The organism is Variovorax sp. PMC12 (assembly GCF_003019815.1).
GTDB lineage: Bacteria > Pseudomonadota > Gammaproteobacteria > Burkholderiales > Burkholderiaceae_C > Variovorax.
The window spans coordinates 626,810-640,580 of sequence record NZ_CP027773.1 but is presented as its reverse complement, the minus strand read 5'-3'; the positions used below and the strand labels follow the sequence as shown (position 1 = coordinate 640,580).

Annotated in this window: 15 protein-coding genes and 1 tRNA gene; 3 read left to right on the top strand and 13 right to left on the bottom strand. The window is 66.4% G+C overall.

All coding sequences use genetic code 11. The features are described 5' to 3' along the window. Positions 1 to 3 precede the first annotated feature (3 nt). Positions 4 to 2,061, top strand: a complete 2,058-nt coding sequence (locus C4F17_RS02895; RefSeq protein WP_106934223.1) for a M3 family metallopeptidase — start codon at positions 4 to 6, stop codon at positions 2,059 to 2,061. A 30-nt stretch (positions 2,062 to 2,091) separates the two neighbouring features. Further along, positions 2,092 to 2,739 carry a glutaredoxin family protein gene (locus C4F17_RS02890; protein ID WP_081268982.1) on the top strand — a complete coding sequence of 216 codons (648 nt, stop codon included), beginning with the start codon at positions 2,092 to 2,094 and terminating at the stop codon, positions 2,737 to 2,739. 18 nt (positions 2,740 to 2,757) lie between these two features. Here C4F17_RS02890 and rpiA read toward each other — a convergent pair whose 3' ends face one another. Next, complete coding sequence (rpiA, locus tag C4F17_RS02885; RefSeq protein WP_106934222.1) at positions 2,758 to 3,471, bottom strand: ribose-5-phosphate isomerase RpiA; 714 nt, start codon at positions 3,469 to 3,471, stop codon at positions 2,758 to 2,760. Between the two features lie 40 nt (positions 3,472 to 3,511). On the opposite strand from rpiA, the gene C4F17_RS02880 reads away from it, so the two are divergent. Further along, entirely contained in the window at positions 3,512 to 4,591 is a 1,080-nt protein-coding gene (locus C4F17_RS02880) for a quinone-dependent dihydroorotate dehydrogenase (protein ID WP_106934221.1), read from the top strand. Positions 4,592 to 4,609: 18 nt separating this feature from the next. On the opposite strand, the gene C4F17_RS02875 is transcribed toward C4F17_RS02880, so the two are convergent. The 12 genes from C4F17_RS02875 to iscR all read right to left on the bottom strand — a co-directional run bounded on the left by C4F17_RS02875 (position 4,610) and on the right by iscR (position 13,768). Beyond that, positions 4,610 to 5,335, bottom strand: coding sequence for a phage holin family protein (locus C4F17_RS02875; RefSeq protein WP_106934220.1), 726 nt, complete (start codon positions 5,333 to 5,335; stop codon positions 4,610 to 4,612). Between the two features lie 51 nt (positions 5,336 to 5,386). After that, on the bottom strand, positions 5,387 to 5,683 hold the full coding sequence (locus tag C4F17_RS02870; RefSeq protein WP_081268986.1) for a glycine zipper domain-containing protein: 297 nt from the start codon (positions 5,681 to 5,683) through the stop codon (positions 5,387 to 5,389). A 134-nt stretch (positions 5,684 to 5,817) separates the two neighbouring features. Beyond that, positions 5,818 to 6,927, bottom strand: coding sequence for an NAD(P)/FAD-dependent oxidoreductase (locus tag C4F17_RS02865; RefSeq protein ID WP_106934219.1), 1,110 nt, complete (start codon positions 6,925 to 6,927; stop codon positions 5,818 to 5,820). A 445-nt stretch (positions 6,928 to 7,372) separates the two neighbouring features. Further along, positions 7,373 to 7,447, bottom strand: a tRNA-Val gene (locus C4F17_RS02855). 59 nt (positions 7,448 to 7,506) lie between these two features. Continuing rightward, positions 7,507 to 8,229 (bottom strand): DNA polymerase III subunit epsilon, encoded by a 723-nt coding sequence (gene dnaQ, locus C4F17_RS02850; protein WP_106934217.1) that lies wholly within the window; start codon positions 8,227 to 8,229, stop codon positions 7,507 to 7,509. Then, positions 8,229 to 8,567, bottom strand: coding sequence for an ISC system 2Fe-2S type ferredoxin (gene fdx / locus C4F17_RS02845; protein WP_106934216.1), 339 nt, complete (start codon positions 8,565 to 8,567; stop codon positions 8,229 to 8,231). Before fdx ends, dnaQ begins: the two co-directional genes overlap by 1 nt. A gap of 9 nt (positions 8,568 to 8,576) precedes the next feature. Next, entirely contained in the window at positions 8,577 to 10,442 is a 1,866-nt protein-coding gene (hscA, locus tag C4F17_RS02840; protein WP_106934215.1) for a Fe-S protein assembly chaperone HscA, read from the bottom strand. A 91-nt stretch (positions 10,443 to 10,533) separates the two neighbouring features. Further along, positions 10,534 to 11,052, bottom strand: a complete 519-nt coding sequence (hscB, locus tag C4F17_RS02835; protein ID WP_106934214.1) for a Fe-S protein assembly co-chaperone HscB — start codon at positions 11,050 to 11,052, stop codon at positions 10,534 to 10,536. A gap of 63 nt (positions 11,053 to 11,115) precedes the next feature. Then, positions 11,116 to 11,439: an iron-sulfur cluster assembly protein IscA gene (gene iscA, locus C4F17_RS02830; protein ID WP_081268993.1), complete on the bottom strand. Its 324-nt coding sequence runs from the start codon at positions 11,437 to 11,439 to the stop codon at positions 11,116 to 11,118. Between the two features lies 1 nt (position 11,440). Beyond that, entirely contained in the window at positions 11,441 to 11,860 is a 420-nt protein-coding gene (gene iscU / locus C4F17_RS02825) for a Fe-S cluster assembly scaffold IscU (protein WP_081268994.1), read from the bottom strand. 50 nt (positions 11,861 to 11,910) lie between these two features. Then, the gene (locus C4F17_RS02820) at positions 11,911 to 13,131 is read right to left on the bottom strand and encodes an IscS subfamily cysteine desulfurase (RefSeq protein ID WP_081268995.1); all 1,221 of its coding nucleotides are present in this window, start codon (positions 13,129 to 13,131) and stop codon (positions 11,911 to 11,913) included. Between the two features lie 100 nt (positions 13,132 to 13,231). Then, positions 13,232 to 13,768 (bottom strand): Fe-S cluster assembly transcriptional regulator IscR, encoded by a 537-nt coding sequence (gene iscR, locus C4F17_RS02815; protein WP_007828186.1) that lies wholly within the window; start codon positions 13,766 to 13,768, stop codon positions 13,232 to 13,234. Between the last annotated feature and the right edge of the window lie 3 nt (positions 13,769 to 13,771).

Below are 13,771 nucleotides of genomic sequence, written 5' to 3'. Positions count from 1 at the left end.
CACATGGCCATGACGAACAACCCCCTCCTCGATTTCACCGACCTCCCGCTGTTCGACCGGATTAAGCCGGAGCATGTGTCGCCCGCGGTGGACACCCTCCTGGCCGACGCCGAGACCGCGCTGCAGACCGTGACGGCGCCCGAATTCCCCGCCGACTGGAACGCGATCTCGAAGGTGCTCGACGTGGCCTCCGAACGCTTCAGCCGCGCCTGGGGCGCCATCGGCCACCTGAACGCCGTGGCTGACACCCCCGAGCTGCGCGCCGCCTACAACGAAGCCATGCCGCGCGTCACCGCCTTCTGGACCCGCCTGGGCTCCGACGAGCGGCTCTACGCCAAGTACAAGGCCATCGACGTCGCCACGCTCAATGCCGAGCAGCGCCAGGCCCATCGCAATGCCGTGCGCAACTTCGTGCTCGGCGGCGCCGAGCTGCAGGGCGAAGCCAAGAAGCGCTTCGCCGACATCCAGGAACGCCAGGCCGAGCTGAGCCAGAAGTTCAGCGAGAACGCCCTCGACGCGACCGACGCCTTTGCCTACTACGCCTCTCTCGGCGAGCTCGAAGGCGTGCCCGAAGACGTGGTGAGCGCCGCCCGCGCGGCCGCAGAGGCCGACGGCAAGGAAGGCTACAAGCTCACGCTCAAGATGCCGTGCTACCTGCCGGTGATGCAGTTCGCCAAGAGCAGCGCGCTGCGCGAAAAGCTCTACCGCGCCTATGTCACACGCGCCAGCGAGTTCGGCGACGCCTCGTTCGACAACACCCCGCTGATCACCGAGATCCTCGCGCTGCGCGAGGAAGAAGCCAAGCTGCTGGGCTACAGGAATTTCGGCGAACTGTCGGTCGTGCCGAAGATGGCCGAATCGCCCGAGCAGGTCGTCAAGTTCCTGCGCGACCTCGCGGCCAAGGCCAAGCCCTACGGCGAGCGCGACCTGGCCGACCTGCGCGTCTTCGCGGCCGAGCAGCTGAGCATCACCGACCCGCAGCCCTGGGACTGGACCTACATCGGCGAGAAGCTGAAGGAAGCGCGCTATGCCTTCAGCGAGCAGGAGGTGAAGCAGTACTTCCCGGCGCCGAAGGTCATGGCCGGCCTGTTCAAGATCGTCGAGACGCTGTTCGAAGTGTCGATCCGCCGCGACAGCGCGCCTGTGTGGCACCCGAGCGTCGAGTTCTACCGCATCGAGCGTGCCGGTCAGAAGGTCGGCCAGTTCTACCTCGACCCGTCCGCCCGCGCCGCCAAGCGCGGCGGCGCCTGGATGGACGACGTGCGCGCCCGCTGGCTGCGCCCCGACAACGGCGTGCTGCAGACGCCGGTCGCGCAGCTGGTCTGCAACTTCGCCAGCGGCGTCGACGGCAAGCCGCCGCTGCTCACGCACGACGACGTGACCACCCTCTTCCACGAGTTCGGCCACGGCCTGCACCACATGCTCACGCAGGTGAACGAGCGCGACGTCTCGGGCATCAGCGGCGTCGAGTGGGACGCGGTCGAGCTGCCGAGCCAGTTTATGGAAAACTTCTGCTGGGAGTGGGACGTGCTCAAGCACATGACGGCCCACGTCGACACTGGTGAGCCGTTGCCGCGCGCGCTGTTCGACAAGATGACGGCGGCCAAGAACTTCCAGAGCGGCCTGCAGACGCTGCGCCAGATCGAGTTCTCGCTGTTCGACATGCTGCTGCACACCGAGTACCGCGCCGCCGACGCCAAGCCGGGCGACGTGATGGCGCTGCTGGGCAAGGTGCGCACCGAAGTCGCGGTGATGCCGTCGCCGCCGTTCAGCCGCACGCCGAATACTTTCAGCCACATCTTCTCGGGCGGCTACGCGGCCGGCTACTACAGCTACAAGTGGGCCGAGGTGCTGAGCGCCGACGCCTACGCGGCCTTCGAGGAAACCGTGGGTGCCGACGGCGAGCCGAACATCGAGACCGGCCGCAAGTACCGCCAGGCCATCCTCGAGGCGGGCGGCAGCCGCAGCGCGATGGATTCGTTCAAGGCCTTCCGCGGCCGCGAACCCCAGCTTGATGCGCTGCTGCGACATCAGGGCATGGCCGAGGCCCAGCCCGCTTGATGCGGCGCTGAAGCTTGCGATACTCGGGCGATGCATCCGACCCCTTACAAATTCTCACTGCATCGCCTGATCGGCCTGGCTCTCGTGTTCGCGGCCGCCAGTGCCACGGCGCAGAACGTCTACCGCCAGGTGGACAAGAACGGCAAGGTCACTTTTTCGGACCGCGCACCAACTGCCGACACAGGGGCGGCATCGGGGCCGCAAGGCGGCGTCAGCACGCCGCCCAACGCGGGGCTGCCTTACGAGCTGCGGCAAGTGGCACAGCGCTACCCGGTCACGTTGTACAGCGGCGAAGAGTGCGCGCCATGCGGCGCCGCTCGCTCCCTGCTCACGACGCGCGGCATCCCGTTCGACGAGCGCACCGTCAAGAGCAACGCGGAAATCGAGGCGCTGCAGCGCCTGAGCGGCCAGAGTTCGCTGCCGCTGCTGACCATCGGATCGCAGCAGCTGAAGGGTTTCTCCGACGTCGAATGGTCGCAGTACCTCGACGCGGCCGGCTACCCCAAGAGCAACAGCCTCCCCGCCGGCTACCGCAACGGCCCGGCACGGCCGCTGGTCGCACAGCAGGCGGCGCCCGCCGCTCGCCCCCAGGCTCCGGCACCCGCCGCGCAACCGGCTTCGCCACCGCCCGCATCGAGCGAGCCGGGGCCGAGCAACCCGGCAGGCATCAAGTTCTGAACCTGGGGCGTTGCCGCCTCAGGCGAAGGTCATCGTCTTCACGCCCGTGGCGGTGCCCAGCAGGCACACGTCGGCCTTCTGATGGGCGAAAACGCCCACCGTCACCACGCCCGGCCACTGGCTCACCTCGGACTCGAAAGCCAGCGGATCGGCGATGCGCAGGCCCGTCACGTCGACGATGTGCTGCCCGTTGTCCGTGACCAGGGGCAGGCCGTCCTTCTCGCGCACCTGCGCGATGCCGCCCATCGCCGCGAACTGGCGCATCACGCGGCGAGCGGCCATCGGAATCACTTCCACCGGCAGCGGGAAGGCGCCCAGCGTTTCCACCAGCTTGGACGCATCGGCGATGCAGATGAACTTGCGCGACTGGGCCGCGACGATCTTTTCGCGCGTGAGCGCCGCGCCGCCACCCTTCACCATGAACCCGCGATGGTCGATTTCGTCGGCGCCGTCGATGTAGACGGCCAGCTCCTCCACCTCGTTGCTGTCGAACACCGGAATACCCAGTGCCCGCAGGCGCTCGGTGGAGGCCACCGAGCTGGAGACGGCGCCCTTGATCTGGTCCTTGATGGTGGCCAGCGCATCGATGAACTTGTTCACCGTGGAGCCGGTGCCGACGCCGACGATCTCGCCCTTGACCACGTAGGCCAGAGCGGCGTGGCCGACCAGGGCCTTGAGTTCGTCCTGGGACAGGGTGCCGGAAACGGGGGTTGGGGAGGCGGGTGCGGTCATCGCGGAGAATCCTTGGCTCATTGAAGTCGAGAATTATCCGATGCCCCTGCTGCTGCCCTCTTCGCTCTACGGCCTGGCCCGCCCTTTCCTGTTCGGCTTCGACCCAGAGCACGCCCATGAACTGACCCTCGACGGACTCGCGCGCACCCAGAACACGCCCCTGGCCTGCGCCTATTCGGCACCGCGTGTCAGCGATCCCATCCAGCTTGCGGGGTTGAGCTTTCCGAACCGCGTGGGCCTGGCCGCCGGGCTCGACAAGAACGCGCGCTGCATCGATGCCTTCGCGGCCATGGGCTTCGGATTCGTCGAAGTGGGCACGGTCACGCCGAAGGGCCAGCCGGGCAACCCCAAGCCCCGCATGTTCCGCCTGCCGCAGCGCGACGCGCTGATCAACCGGTTGGGTTTCAACAACGAAGGTCTCGAGGCATTCCTTGCGAACGTGCAGAAGGCGCGTTTCCGCAAGGCGGGCGGCGCGGCCAGGCCGCCGATGCTGCTGGGCCTGAACATCGGCAAGAACGCCGCCACGCCGATCGAGCGCGCGGTGGACGACTACCTCGCCTGCCTCGACGGCGTGTACCCGCATGCCGACTACGTGACGATCAACATCTCCAGCCCCAACACAGCGAACCTGCGCTCGCTGCAGAGCGACGAGGCGCTCGACGCCCTGCTCGGCGCCGTAGCCGAGCGGCGCGAGACGCTGGCCACGCGCCATGCCAAGCGCGCGCCGCTGTTCGTGAAGATCGCTCCGGACCTCGACGAAACCCAGGTCGCGGTCATTGCCGCCACCCTGAAGCGCCACGGCATGGACGGCGTGATCGCCACCAACACCACGCTGGCGCGCGACACGGTGAAGGGCCTGCCGCATGCGGAGGAAGCGGGTGGACTTTCGGGCGCACCGGTGCGGGAAGCCAGCAACCGCGTGATCGCGCAACTGCGCGCGGCGCTGGGCGCCGGTTTTCCGATCATCGGGGTGGGCGGCATCCTGAGCGGGGCCGATGCCAAGGCCAAGATCGCCGCCGGTGCCGACGTGGTGCAGATCTACACCGGGTTGATCTATCGCGGCCCAGGACTGGTCCGCGAAGCGGCCCAGGCGCTGCTGCGGGATCGCAGCAAGGCCTGAGTCTTTTTTCGGCTCTCTTCAGCGCATGCGCCAGAGCACTGGCGCAATGAACGCGGCCCAACGCAGCAGACGCCGCGGCCGGATCACCACCACGGCCGCGGCAGCGGCGACGCCGGCGGCCACAGGGTGCGCCCGCGCAATGCGCAATGCAGCAGCGGCAGCGGACTCGTCGGGCGGAGGCGCCTGCTCCGCTTTGGCCGCGTCGTCGTGCGCGAACTGCGGCTCGCGTCCGCCCTGCAGCGTTGCGATGCGCTGGCGCTGGCGGTCCATGCGCGCCAGCAGTTCCTCGCGCGTGGCGGGCCTCGGGGTACGGGGTTCGTCGTCGGGCTGGTCCGGGTCCTTGCCGAGGCCGAAACGGTCCTGCACCCATGCCCAGTCGCGCTCGAACTCCTGGCGCGCCGGCGCGAAGCCGTTGGACGCATTGCGCAGGGTCTGCAGCAGGCCGATGGCGGCCACCAGCCACAGCACGATCCACACGCCCGCCACCGACCACGCGGCCGTGATGCGGTACGGCGTGTCCCAGAAATGAACCACCACCGCCACGGACACCAGCGCCACGGTGACGGTGGTCAGCCCCAGCACGGCCAGCCCGAAGACGAGCATCAGCTTCAGGCGCTGCTTCTCGTCATCCCAGGCCATGCGCAGCAGTTGCACCCGGTCTTCGGCCGCCAGGGCGCCCTCGGCGGCGGCGATGCGCAGCCGGCGGACGCGGGCGTCCAGGCCGAACAGGGAAAGCAGCCTCATGGGCTACCTCCTGTCATGCCCGGGTGAACGGTGCTGCGGTGCGGCTGCCGGTCAGCGGCGGCCAAGCAGCAGGCCCACCAGCACGCCGACGGCCAGTGCGGCACCGGCGATCTGCCATGGTTCGTCGTGAGCGTAGGCGTTGGCGGAAGTGGCTGCCTCGCGGGCCTTCTTGGCGGCGAGCTTGCTTTTCTCGGATGCGAGCTCGCGCGCAATGGCAAGCTTGGTGTCGATGCGCTGGCGCAGCGCCTTGATGTGGGGAACCGAATCCAGGTCCTTGCTCGCCAGCACGCCGCGCACGTCGCTCGCGATGTCTTCGGCTGCTGCTTCAAGATTTTGGGATGCACTCATTGGAATCTTTCCTCCGTGATGACACCGGCACCGCGCCGGCGGCTTCACGCCAGCAAATGGCGTACTGTCATGTTACAGGCACAAAAGACCCTCATGCGCGACAGATGTGCGTACATGTGCCCTTCGCTCCTCGCTCAGCCTTCCGTACCCGCCAGCAGGCGGGCGACGTGGGCCCCGATCGCCAGGCTGCTCGTGAGCCCCGGCGACTCGATGCCGAACAGATGGACCAGCCCCGCCACGCCGTGCGACGCCGGCCCGTCGATCATGAAGTCCGCGGCGGGCTCGCCGGGCCCCGAGATCTTGGGCCGCATGCCGGCATAGCCGGGAATCAGCGCGCCGTCGGGCAACGCGGGCCAGTACTTGCGCACCTCGGCATAGAAGCCATCGCCGCGCGCGGGGTCCACCACGAGGTCGTCGGCCGAGGAAACCCACTGCACGTCGGGGCCGAACTTGGCCTGGCCGCCGAGGTCGATCGTCAGGTGCACGCCCAGGCCGCCCGGCTCGGGAACCGGATAGACGAGCCGCCCGAAAGGCGCCCGACCCGACAGGGTGAAGTAGTTGCCCTTGGCGAAATTCTCTCGAGGCACCGCCGCAGCAGGCAAGCCCTCGAAGCGGCGGGCCAGCGCCGGCGCGCCCAGCCCCGCGGCGTTGACCACCGTTCGGCAACGCAACGCCGTACCGTCCTGCGCGATCAGCACGATGCCGTCGGCACCGCATTCGGCGCGCGATACAGGCGATTTCAGCGCGAGCATGCCGCCTGCGTTCTCGAGGTCGCCGAGCAGGCTCAGCATCAGCGCATGGCTGTCGACGATGCCGGTGCTGGGCGAATGAAGCGCCGCAACGCACTGCAACTGCGGCTCCAGGGCCTTGGCCTGCTGTTCGGAGAGCAGTTCCAGGTCGTCGACGCCGTTGGCCGCCGCCTTGGCCCGGATCGCATCGAGCTGCCCCGCCTGCTCGGGCGACGTGGCAACGATCAGCTTGCCGCAGCGCCGATGCGGCACGCCGCGCGCCTCGGCGTAGGCGTAGAGCAGTTGCTTGCCTTCCACGCAAAGCCGCGCCTTCAGTGAACCCTGCGGGTAGTAGATGCCCGCATGGATCACCTCGCTGTTTCGCGAGCTAGTTCCCGTGCCGATGGCGCCTTCGGATTCAAGCACCAACACCTCCCGGCCTTCGAGCGCCAACGCCCGCGCTACGGCCAGGCCCACCACTCCACCGCCAATGACGGCGCAATCGATTTCTTCCATCGTGCGAGCTTATCGCGGCCAGCACGGCAGACGCGCAGGCTCAACTCACTGAGGTGGGGGTACCGGGTCCGTGGGTTCGTCTGGCGGCGTGCTTGGGCCCTCGTCGGGCTCCACGGGCAGGTCCGGCGTGACGGGGGTCGGAAGATCTGGATGAGTGGCCATGGTCTTGCTCCTTTCCTGACATTTCCATGCCGGCGTCGGCAAAGGCGCGCCATCATGCGGCTGCACTTGCCGTCGGCGCCAACCGACAGCAGCGCTCGTCGCTTCAGGCAGGTCGTGCGAATGGCAGATCCGCGCGGGAGCCACGGGGTCGGTGAAGTGCGGCGAGCAGAAGCTCTATTTCGCATGCGACAGCTGCGCTGATCTGATCGGCGCGAAGCTGTAAAAAACGAACTGGCGCGCAAAACAAAAAAGCGACCTGGAAATCCAGGTCGCTTTTTGATGATGGTGGGCGGTGGAGGCTTCGAACCTCCGACCCCAGCAGTGTGAATGCTGTGCTCTACCCCTGAGCTAACCGCCCAAAGCAGCGCATTGTCTGCGTTGCTTTGAATTACGTATCGCGTTCAGCGAAGCCTCAGATTATGCCACAGCTTTTTCTTCGTTTTGACGAAACAGCGTGCGACCACCAGAAGATTTGTCGAGCTGGGCCAACACGCCCTCGTGCGCGGCGAGTTCATGCTCCGCTGCCAGGATCACCGGCAACTCGAACTGGCTCAGGTCCATGGCCACGACCTTGGTCCCAACCTCGGGCTCGTTGGAGGCCACGTCGATGAGCAGCGCATCCTGTCCGCGCGTGAGGTTGATGTAGACGTCGGCCAGCAGCTGGGCGTCGAGCTTGGCGCCGTGGAAGGTGCGGTTCGAACGGTCGACGCCGAAGCGGTCGCACAGCGCATCGAGCGAGTTGCGCTTGCCCGGATACACCTGCTTGGCCATGGCCAGCGTGTCGGTCACTTCCGCCACGAAGGTGCGCAGCGGAGGAAAGCCGGCGCGCTCGAACTCCTTGTTGAGGAAGCCGACGTCGAAGGCCGCGTTATGAATGATCAGTTCGGCATCGCGCAGGTACTCGACGATGTCGTTGGCCAGCGTGGCGAACTTCGGCTTGTCGCGAAGGAAATCGGTCGTCAGGCCGTGGACCTTCAACGCGTCTTCGTGGCTCTCGCGCTCCGGGTTGAAATAGATGTGCAGGTCGTTGCCGGTGAGCTTTCGGTTGAACAGCTCCACGCAGCCGAGCTCGATGATGCGGTCGCCGTTCTCTGCGGAGAGCCCGGTGGTTTCGGTATCGAGGACGATCAAGCGACTCATCAGTGGTTTTCCTTGGCGTGGTTGATCGAGTACTTCGGAATCTCGATGGTCACATTTTCCTGCGCCAGGATCGATTGGCAACTCAGCCGCGATTGCGGCTCCAGGCCCCAGGCGCGGTCGAGCAGGTCTTCCTCGCCCTCTTCCGCTTCGTTCAGCGAGCTGAAGCCCTCGCGCACGATGACGTGGCAGGTGGTGCAGGCGCAGCTCATCTCGCAGGCGTGCTCGATATTGATGTCGTTGTCGAGCAGCGCCTCGCAGATCGAGGTGCCGGCGGGCGCGGTGATTTCGGCGCCTTGCGGGCAGTACTCGGGATGCGGATAGATCTTGATCGTGGGCATGTTTTTGTTCTAGAGAGATTCGACCTTGCGGCCGGCAAGTGCGCGCGCAATGCCCGCGTTCATGCGCTGTGCGGCAAAGGCTTCGGTGTCGTCGGCCAGCTTCTTGGTTGCGGCCTCGATGGCGGCGGCGTCGTTGCTGCTCTTGGCGGCTTCGCGCAATTGCAGCATCGAAGCATCGATGATCGCGCGCTCCTCGCCGTTCAGCAGGTCGCCATCGGCATCGAGCGCGCTCTGCGTGGCAAGCAGCATGCGGTCGGCATCGACGCGTGCCTCGACCAGCGCACGGGCCTGCATGTCCTGCTGCGCGGTGGAGAAGCTTTCCTGCAGCATCGTCGCGATCTGGTCGTCCGACAGGCCGTAAGACGGCTTGACCGCCACGCTGGCCTCGACGCCGCTGCCCTGCTCTTTTGCGCTCACGCTCAGCAGGCCGTCGGCATCGACGGTGAAGGTCACGCGGATGCGCGCGGCGCCCGCGGCCATCGGCGGAATGCCGCGCAGCGTGAAGCGCGCGAGGCTGCGGCAGTCGGAGACGAGATCGCGCTCGCCCTGCACCACGTGCAGCGCCAGTGCGGTCTGGCCGTCCTGGTAGGTGGTGAAGTCCTGCGCCATCGCGGTGGGAATGGTCTGGTTGCGCGGCACGATGCGCTCGACCAGGCCACCCATGGTCTCGATGCCGAGCGAAAGCGGGATCACGTCGAGCAGCAGCAGTTCGCCCGCGCCGTTGTTGCCGGCCAGCTGGTTCGCCTGGATGGCGGCACCGAGGGCCACGACTTCGTCGGGGTTCAGGTTGACCAGCGGTTCGCGGCCGAAGAAATCGGCGACGGCGCGGCGCACCTGCGGCATGCGGGTCGAGCCGCCAACGAGCACGATGCCTTGCAGTTCTTCAGGCTTGAGCTTCGCGTCGCGCAGAGCCTTGCGGACGGCGGCGATGGTGCGGTCGGTGAGTGGCTGCGTGGCGGCGTAGAACTGCTCGCGGGCCAGCTCGAAGGAGAGGGTCTTGCCTGCGACATCGGCCTTGAAGATGGTCGACGGCGAATCGGTCAGCGCCTCTTTCGCTGCCCGCGCGGCCACGAGCAATGCGGCCTTGTCGGCGTCGCTGACGGCTTGCAGGCCGGTCTGCGCGAGCACGAAGTCGGCGAGCGCATGGTCGTAGTCGTCGCCGCCGAGGGCCGAGTCGCCACCCGTGGCAATCACTTCGAACACGCCCTGCGTGAGCCGCAGGATCGAGATGTCGAAAGTGCCGCCGCCCAGGTCGTAGACCGCGTAGACGCCTTCGCTCGCGTTGTCGAGCCCGTAGGCGATGGCCGCGGCCGTGGGTTCGCTGATCAGGCGCAGCACGTTCAGGCCGGCGAGTTGCGCGGCATCCTTGGTCGCCTGGCGCTGGCCTTCGTCGAAGTACGCGGGCACGGTGATGACGGCGCCATACAGTTCGTCGTCGTCGAAGGTGTCCTGTGCACGGTAGCGCAGCGTGGCCAGGATCTCGGCGCTGATCTCGACCGGCGACTTCTCGCCAGCCAGCGTCTGCACCTTCACCATGCCGCCGTCGCCGCTGCCGATGCGGTACGACATGGCATCGCGGTTCGCGATGTCGGCCAGGCCGCGGCCCATGAGCCGCTTCACGGAAGTGATGGTGTTGGCGGGGTCCTGCGCGCGCGCGGCCACGGCATCGAAGCCGATCTGGCGGCGGTCGCCTTCGAGGTAGCGCACGGCCGAGGGCAGCAGCACGCGTCCCTGGTCGTCGGGCAGGCATTCGGCCACGCCGTTGCGCACCGAGGCCACCAGCGAATGCGTCGTACCCAGGTCGATGCCCACGGCGATGCGGCGCTGATGCGGATCGGGCGCCTGGCCGGGTTCGGAAATCTGAAGAAGAGCCATCAGGCCTCCCGCCGGACTGCCCCAAGGGAGGCCTGCGCCCCCATGGGGGGCAGCGAATACACGAAGTGATGAGCGTGGGGGTTCATGTCTTCTATTGTCCCAACTGATCGAACTTGGCTTCGACGTCCTGTCCGAAGCGCTCAATGAACATGAGGGCTCTCACCTGCTGCGCGGCGGCGGGGTAGTCGCCCTTCTCGTCGATCAGCCAGTCGAGCGACGACAGCGCGCGCGCGCGGCCGGCCTCGACCTCCGCCTGGAGCTTCTCGAGCGAAGCGATGCTTTCGACATCGTCGAGCGCCTCGCGCCACTCCATCTGCTGCATGAGGAACTCCGCCGGCATCGCCGTGTTGTTCTCGGCATTCAGCGGTGCGCCCTGCATCTCGCAGATGTAGCTGGCGCGGCGGATCGGGTCCTTCAGGCGCTGGTAGGCCTCGTTGATGCGCACCGACCACTGCATGGCCACGCGCTGCGCCGCGGCGCCCTGTGCGGCAAAGCGGTCCGGGTGGGCTTCGCGCTGCAGCTCTTTCCAGCGCGCGTCGAGCACGGCGCGGTCCTGCGCGAAAGTCGCCGGGACGGCGAACAGTTGAAAGTCGGTGTCGTTCAGGTTCATGGCAAGAAAAAACCGCCAGCACATGACATGGTGGCGGCTATGGTCGCAGTCAGCGACGGCGCATCAGATGCGAAAACTTTCCCCACAACCGCAGCGGTCGCGTTCGTTGGGGTTGATGAACTTGAAGCCCTCATTCAGGCCTTCGCGCACGAAGTCGAGTTGCGTGCCGTCGATGTAGGCCAGGCTCTTCGGGTCGACCAGCACCTTCACGCCGTGGTCTTCGAACACCACGTCTTCGGGCGCCAGTTCGTCCACGTACTCGAGCTTGTAGGCCAGGCCTGAGCAACCCGTGGTCTTCACGCCCAGCCGCACACCCACGCCCTTGCCCCGTTTGCCGAGGTAGCGGGTGACGTGTCGCGCAGCGGCTTCGGTCAGCGTGACGGCCATGTCAGTGGACAGCTTCGGCAGCAGCGGATTCGGTCTTGACGCCGTGCTTGGCCTTGTAATCGCTCACGGCGGCCTTGATCGCGTCTTCGGCCAGGATGGAGCAGTGGATCTTCACGGGCGGCAGGGCCAGTTCTTCGGCGATCTGCGCGTTCTTGAGCGCAGCCGCTTCGTCGAGCGTCTTGCCCTTGACCCATTCGGTCACGAGCGACGACGACGCGATGGCCGAGCCGCAGCCATAGGTCTTGAAGCGGGCGTCTTCGATCACGCCGGTTTCCGGGTTGACCTTGATCTGCAGCTTCATCACGTCGCCGCAGGCCGGTGCGCCGACCATGCCGGTGCCTACCGAGTCGTCGCCCTTTTCGAAGGAGCCGACGTTGCGGGGATTTTCGTAGTGGTCGATGACCTTGGAAGAATATGCCATGGTGTACCTCTCAAACTTTGTTCAATCGTGGAGCCTGGTGCGGGCCTGCGTCAGTGGGCCGACCACTGGATCGTGCTGATGTCGACGCCGTCCTGGAACATCTCCCACAGGGGGCTCAGCTCGCGCAGCTTGGCAACGTTGTGCTTGATGGTCGAGATGGCGTAGTCGATTTCTTCTTCGGTCGTGAAACGGCCGATGGTCATGCGAAGGCTGCTGTGCGCCAGTTCGTCGCTGCGGCCCAGGGCGCGCAGCACGTAGCTGGGCTCGAGGCTGGCCGAGGTGCAGGCCGAGCCCGACGACACCGCCAGGCCCTTGATGCCCATGATCAGCGACTCGCCTTCGACGTAGTTGAAGCTCATGTTCAGGTTGTGCGGCACGCGGTGTTCGAGGTCGCCGTTGATGAACACCTGTTCCACGTCTTTCAGCCCGTCGAGCAGACGCTTCTGCAGGCGGCGTGCGTGTTCGATGTCCTTGTGCATCTCGAGCTTGGCGATGCGATAGGCCTCGCCCATGCCGACGATCTGGTGCGTGGGCAGCGTGCCCGAACGCATGCCGCGCTCATGGCCACCACCATGCATCTGCGCTTCGAGGCGGATGCGCGGCTTGCGGCGCACGTACAGCGCGCCGATGCCCTTCGGGCCGTAGGTCTTGTGCGAAGCCAGGCTCATCAGGTCGATGGGCAGCTTCGTGATGTCGATGTCGATCTTGCCGGTGGCCTGGGCCGAGTCGACGTGGAAGATCACGCCCTTTTCGCGGCACGCGTTGCCCAGCGCGACCACGTCCTGGATCACACCGATTTCGTTGTTCACGAAGAGCACGCTGGCCAGGATGGTGTCGGGGCGAATGGCCGCCTTGAACTTCTCGAGGTCGACGAGGCCGTTTTCCTCGACGTCGAGGTAGGTCACCTCGAAGCCTTGGCGTTCCAGCTCGCGCATGGTGTCGAGCACGGCCTTGTGCTCGGTCTTCAGCGTGATCAGGTGCTTGCCCTTGCCCTTGTAGAACTGGGCAGCGCCCTTGAGCGCGAGGTTGATCGATTCGGTGGCACCCGATGTCCAGACAATTTCGCGCGGATCGGCATTGATCAGTTCGGCCACCTGGCCGCGCGCCTTCTCGACAGCCTCTTCCGCTTCCCAGCCCCAGGCGTGGCTGCGCGATGCCGGGTTGCCGAAGTGCTCGCGCAACCAGGGAATCATGGCGTCGACCACGCGCGGGTCGACCGGCGTGGTGGCGCCGTAATCGAGATAGATCGGGAAATGAGGAGTTACGTCCATGGCTGGCTCGTGCTGGCGTGGGGGTTGTTTTTAGATCTGGGCTGCTGCTCGTGCCGGCGCCCGAAGGCGCCGCCGGAAATCAGAAGTCTCGAAAGCGGTATCAGGACTTCGCGAAGGCGTTGCCGAGAGCGAACACCGAGTTCGGCGCATTCACGCGAATCGGCTTGACCACCGGCTGGGCCGAGATGGCGCGCTTGACGACGGGCTTGTTCTCGATCTGCACGCCCTTGGCGATCTGGTCGTCGACCAGCTTCTGCAAGGTGACGGAGTCGAGGAACTCGACCATGCGCTGGTTCAGCGAGGCCCAGAGCTCGTGCGTCATGCAGCGGCCGGCTTCGCCCAGGCAGTTTTCCTTGCCGCCGCACTGGGTGGCGTCGATGGGCTCATCGACGGAAACAATGATGTCGGCGACCGTGATATCGGCAGCCTTGCGGCCGAGGCTGTAACCGCCACCGGGGCCGCGGGTCGATTCGACCAGTTCATGACGGCGCAGCTTGCCGAACAGCTGTTCGAGGTAGGACAGCGAAATCTGCTGCCGTTGGCTGATTGCGGCCAGCGTGACCGGACCGGTGTTCTGACGCAACGCCAGATCGATCATTGCCGTGACCGCAAAACGGCCTTTGGTAGTGAGACGCATCGC

Excerpts from the sequence above, each read along its gene's own strand:
- fdx (WP_106934216.1), bottom strand. The coding sequence starts at position 8,567 with ATGCCCACGATCAAGATCTATCCGCATCCCGAGTACTGCCCGCAAGGC.
- iscR (WP_007828186.1), bottom strand. The coding sequence starts at position 13,768 with ATGCGTCTCACTACCAAAGGCCGTTTTGCGGTCACGGCAATGATCGAT.
- C4F17_RS02890 (WP_081268982.1), top strand. The coding sequence starts at position 2,092 with ATGCATCCGACCCCTTACAAATTCTCACTGCATCGCCTGATCGGCCTG.
- iscU (WP_081268994.1), bottom strand. The coding sequence starts at position 11,860 with ATGGCATATTCTTCCAAGGTCATCGACCACTACGAAAATCCCCGCAAC.
- C4F17_RS02895 (WP_106934223.1), top strand. The coding sequence starts at position 4 with ATGGCCATGACGAACAACCCCCTCCTCGATTTCACCGACCTCCCGCTG.
- C4F17_RS02820 (WP_081268995.1), bottom strand. The coding sequence starts at position 13,131 with ATGGACGTAACTCCTCATTTCCCGATCTATCTCGATTACGGCGCCACC.
- C4F17_RS02880 (WP_106934221.1), top strand. The coding sequence starts at position 3,512 with ATGCCCCTGCTGCTGCCCTCTTCGCTCTACGGCCTGGCCCGCCCTTTC.
- hscA (WP_106934215.1), bottom strand. The coding sequence starts at position 10,442 with ATGGCTCTTCTTCAGATTTCCGAACCCGGCCAGGCGCCCGATCCGCAT.
- iscA (WP_081268993.1), bottom strand. The coding sequence starts at position 11,439 with ATGGCCGTCACGCTGACCGAAGCCGCTGCGCGACACGTCACCCGCTAC.
- C4F17_RS02865 (WP_106934219.1), bottom strand. The coding sequence starts at position 6,927 with ATGGAAGAAATCGATTGCGCCGTCATTGGCGGTGGAGTGGTGGGCCTG.
- C4F17_RS02870 (WP_081268986.1), bottom strand. The coding sequence starts at position 5,683 with ATGAGTGCATCCCAAAATCTTGAAGCAGCAGCCGAAGACATCGCGAGC.
- C4F17_RS02875 (WP_106934220.1), bottom strand. The coding sequence starts at position 5,335 with ATGAGGCTGCTTTCCCTGTTCGGCCTGGACGCCCGCGTCCGCCGGCTG.
- rpiA (WP_106934222.1), bottom strand. The coding sequence starts at position 3,471 with ATGACCGCACCCGCCTCCCCAACCCCCGTTTCCGGCACCCTGTCCCAG.
- dnaQ (WP_106934217.1), bottom strand. The coding sequence starts at position 8,229 with ATGAGTCGCTTGATCGTCCTCGATACCGAAACCACCGGGCTCTCCGCA.
- hscB (WP_106934214.1), bottom strand. The coding sequence starts at position 11,052 with ATGAACCTGAACGACACCGACTTTCAACTGTTCGCCGTCCCGGCGACT.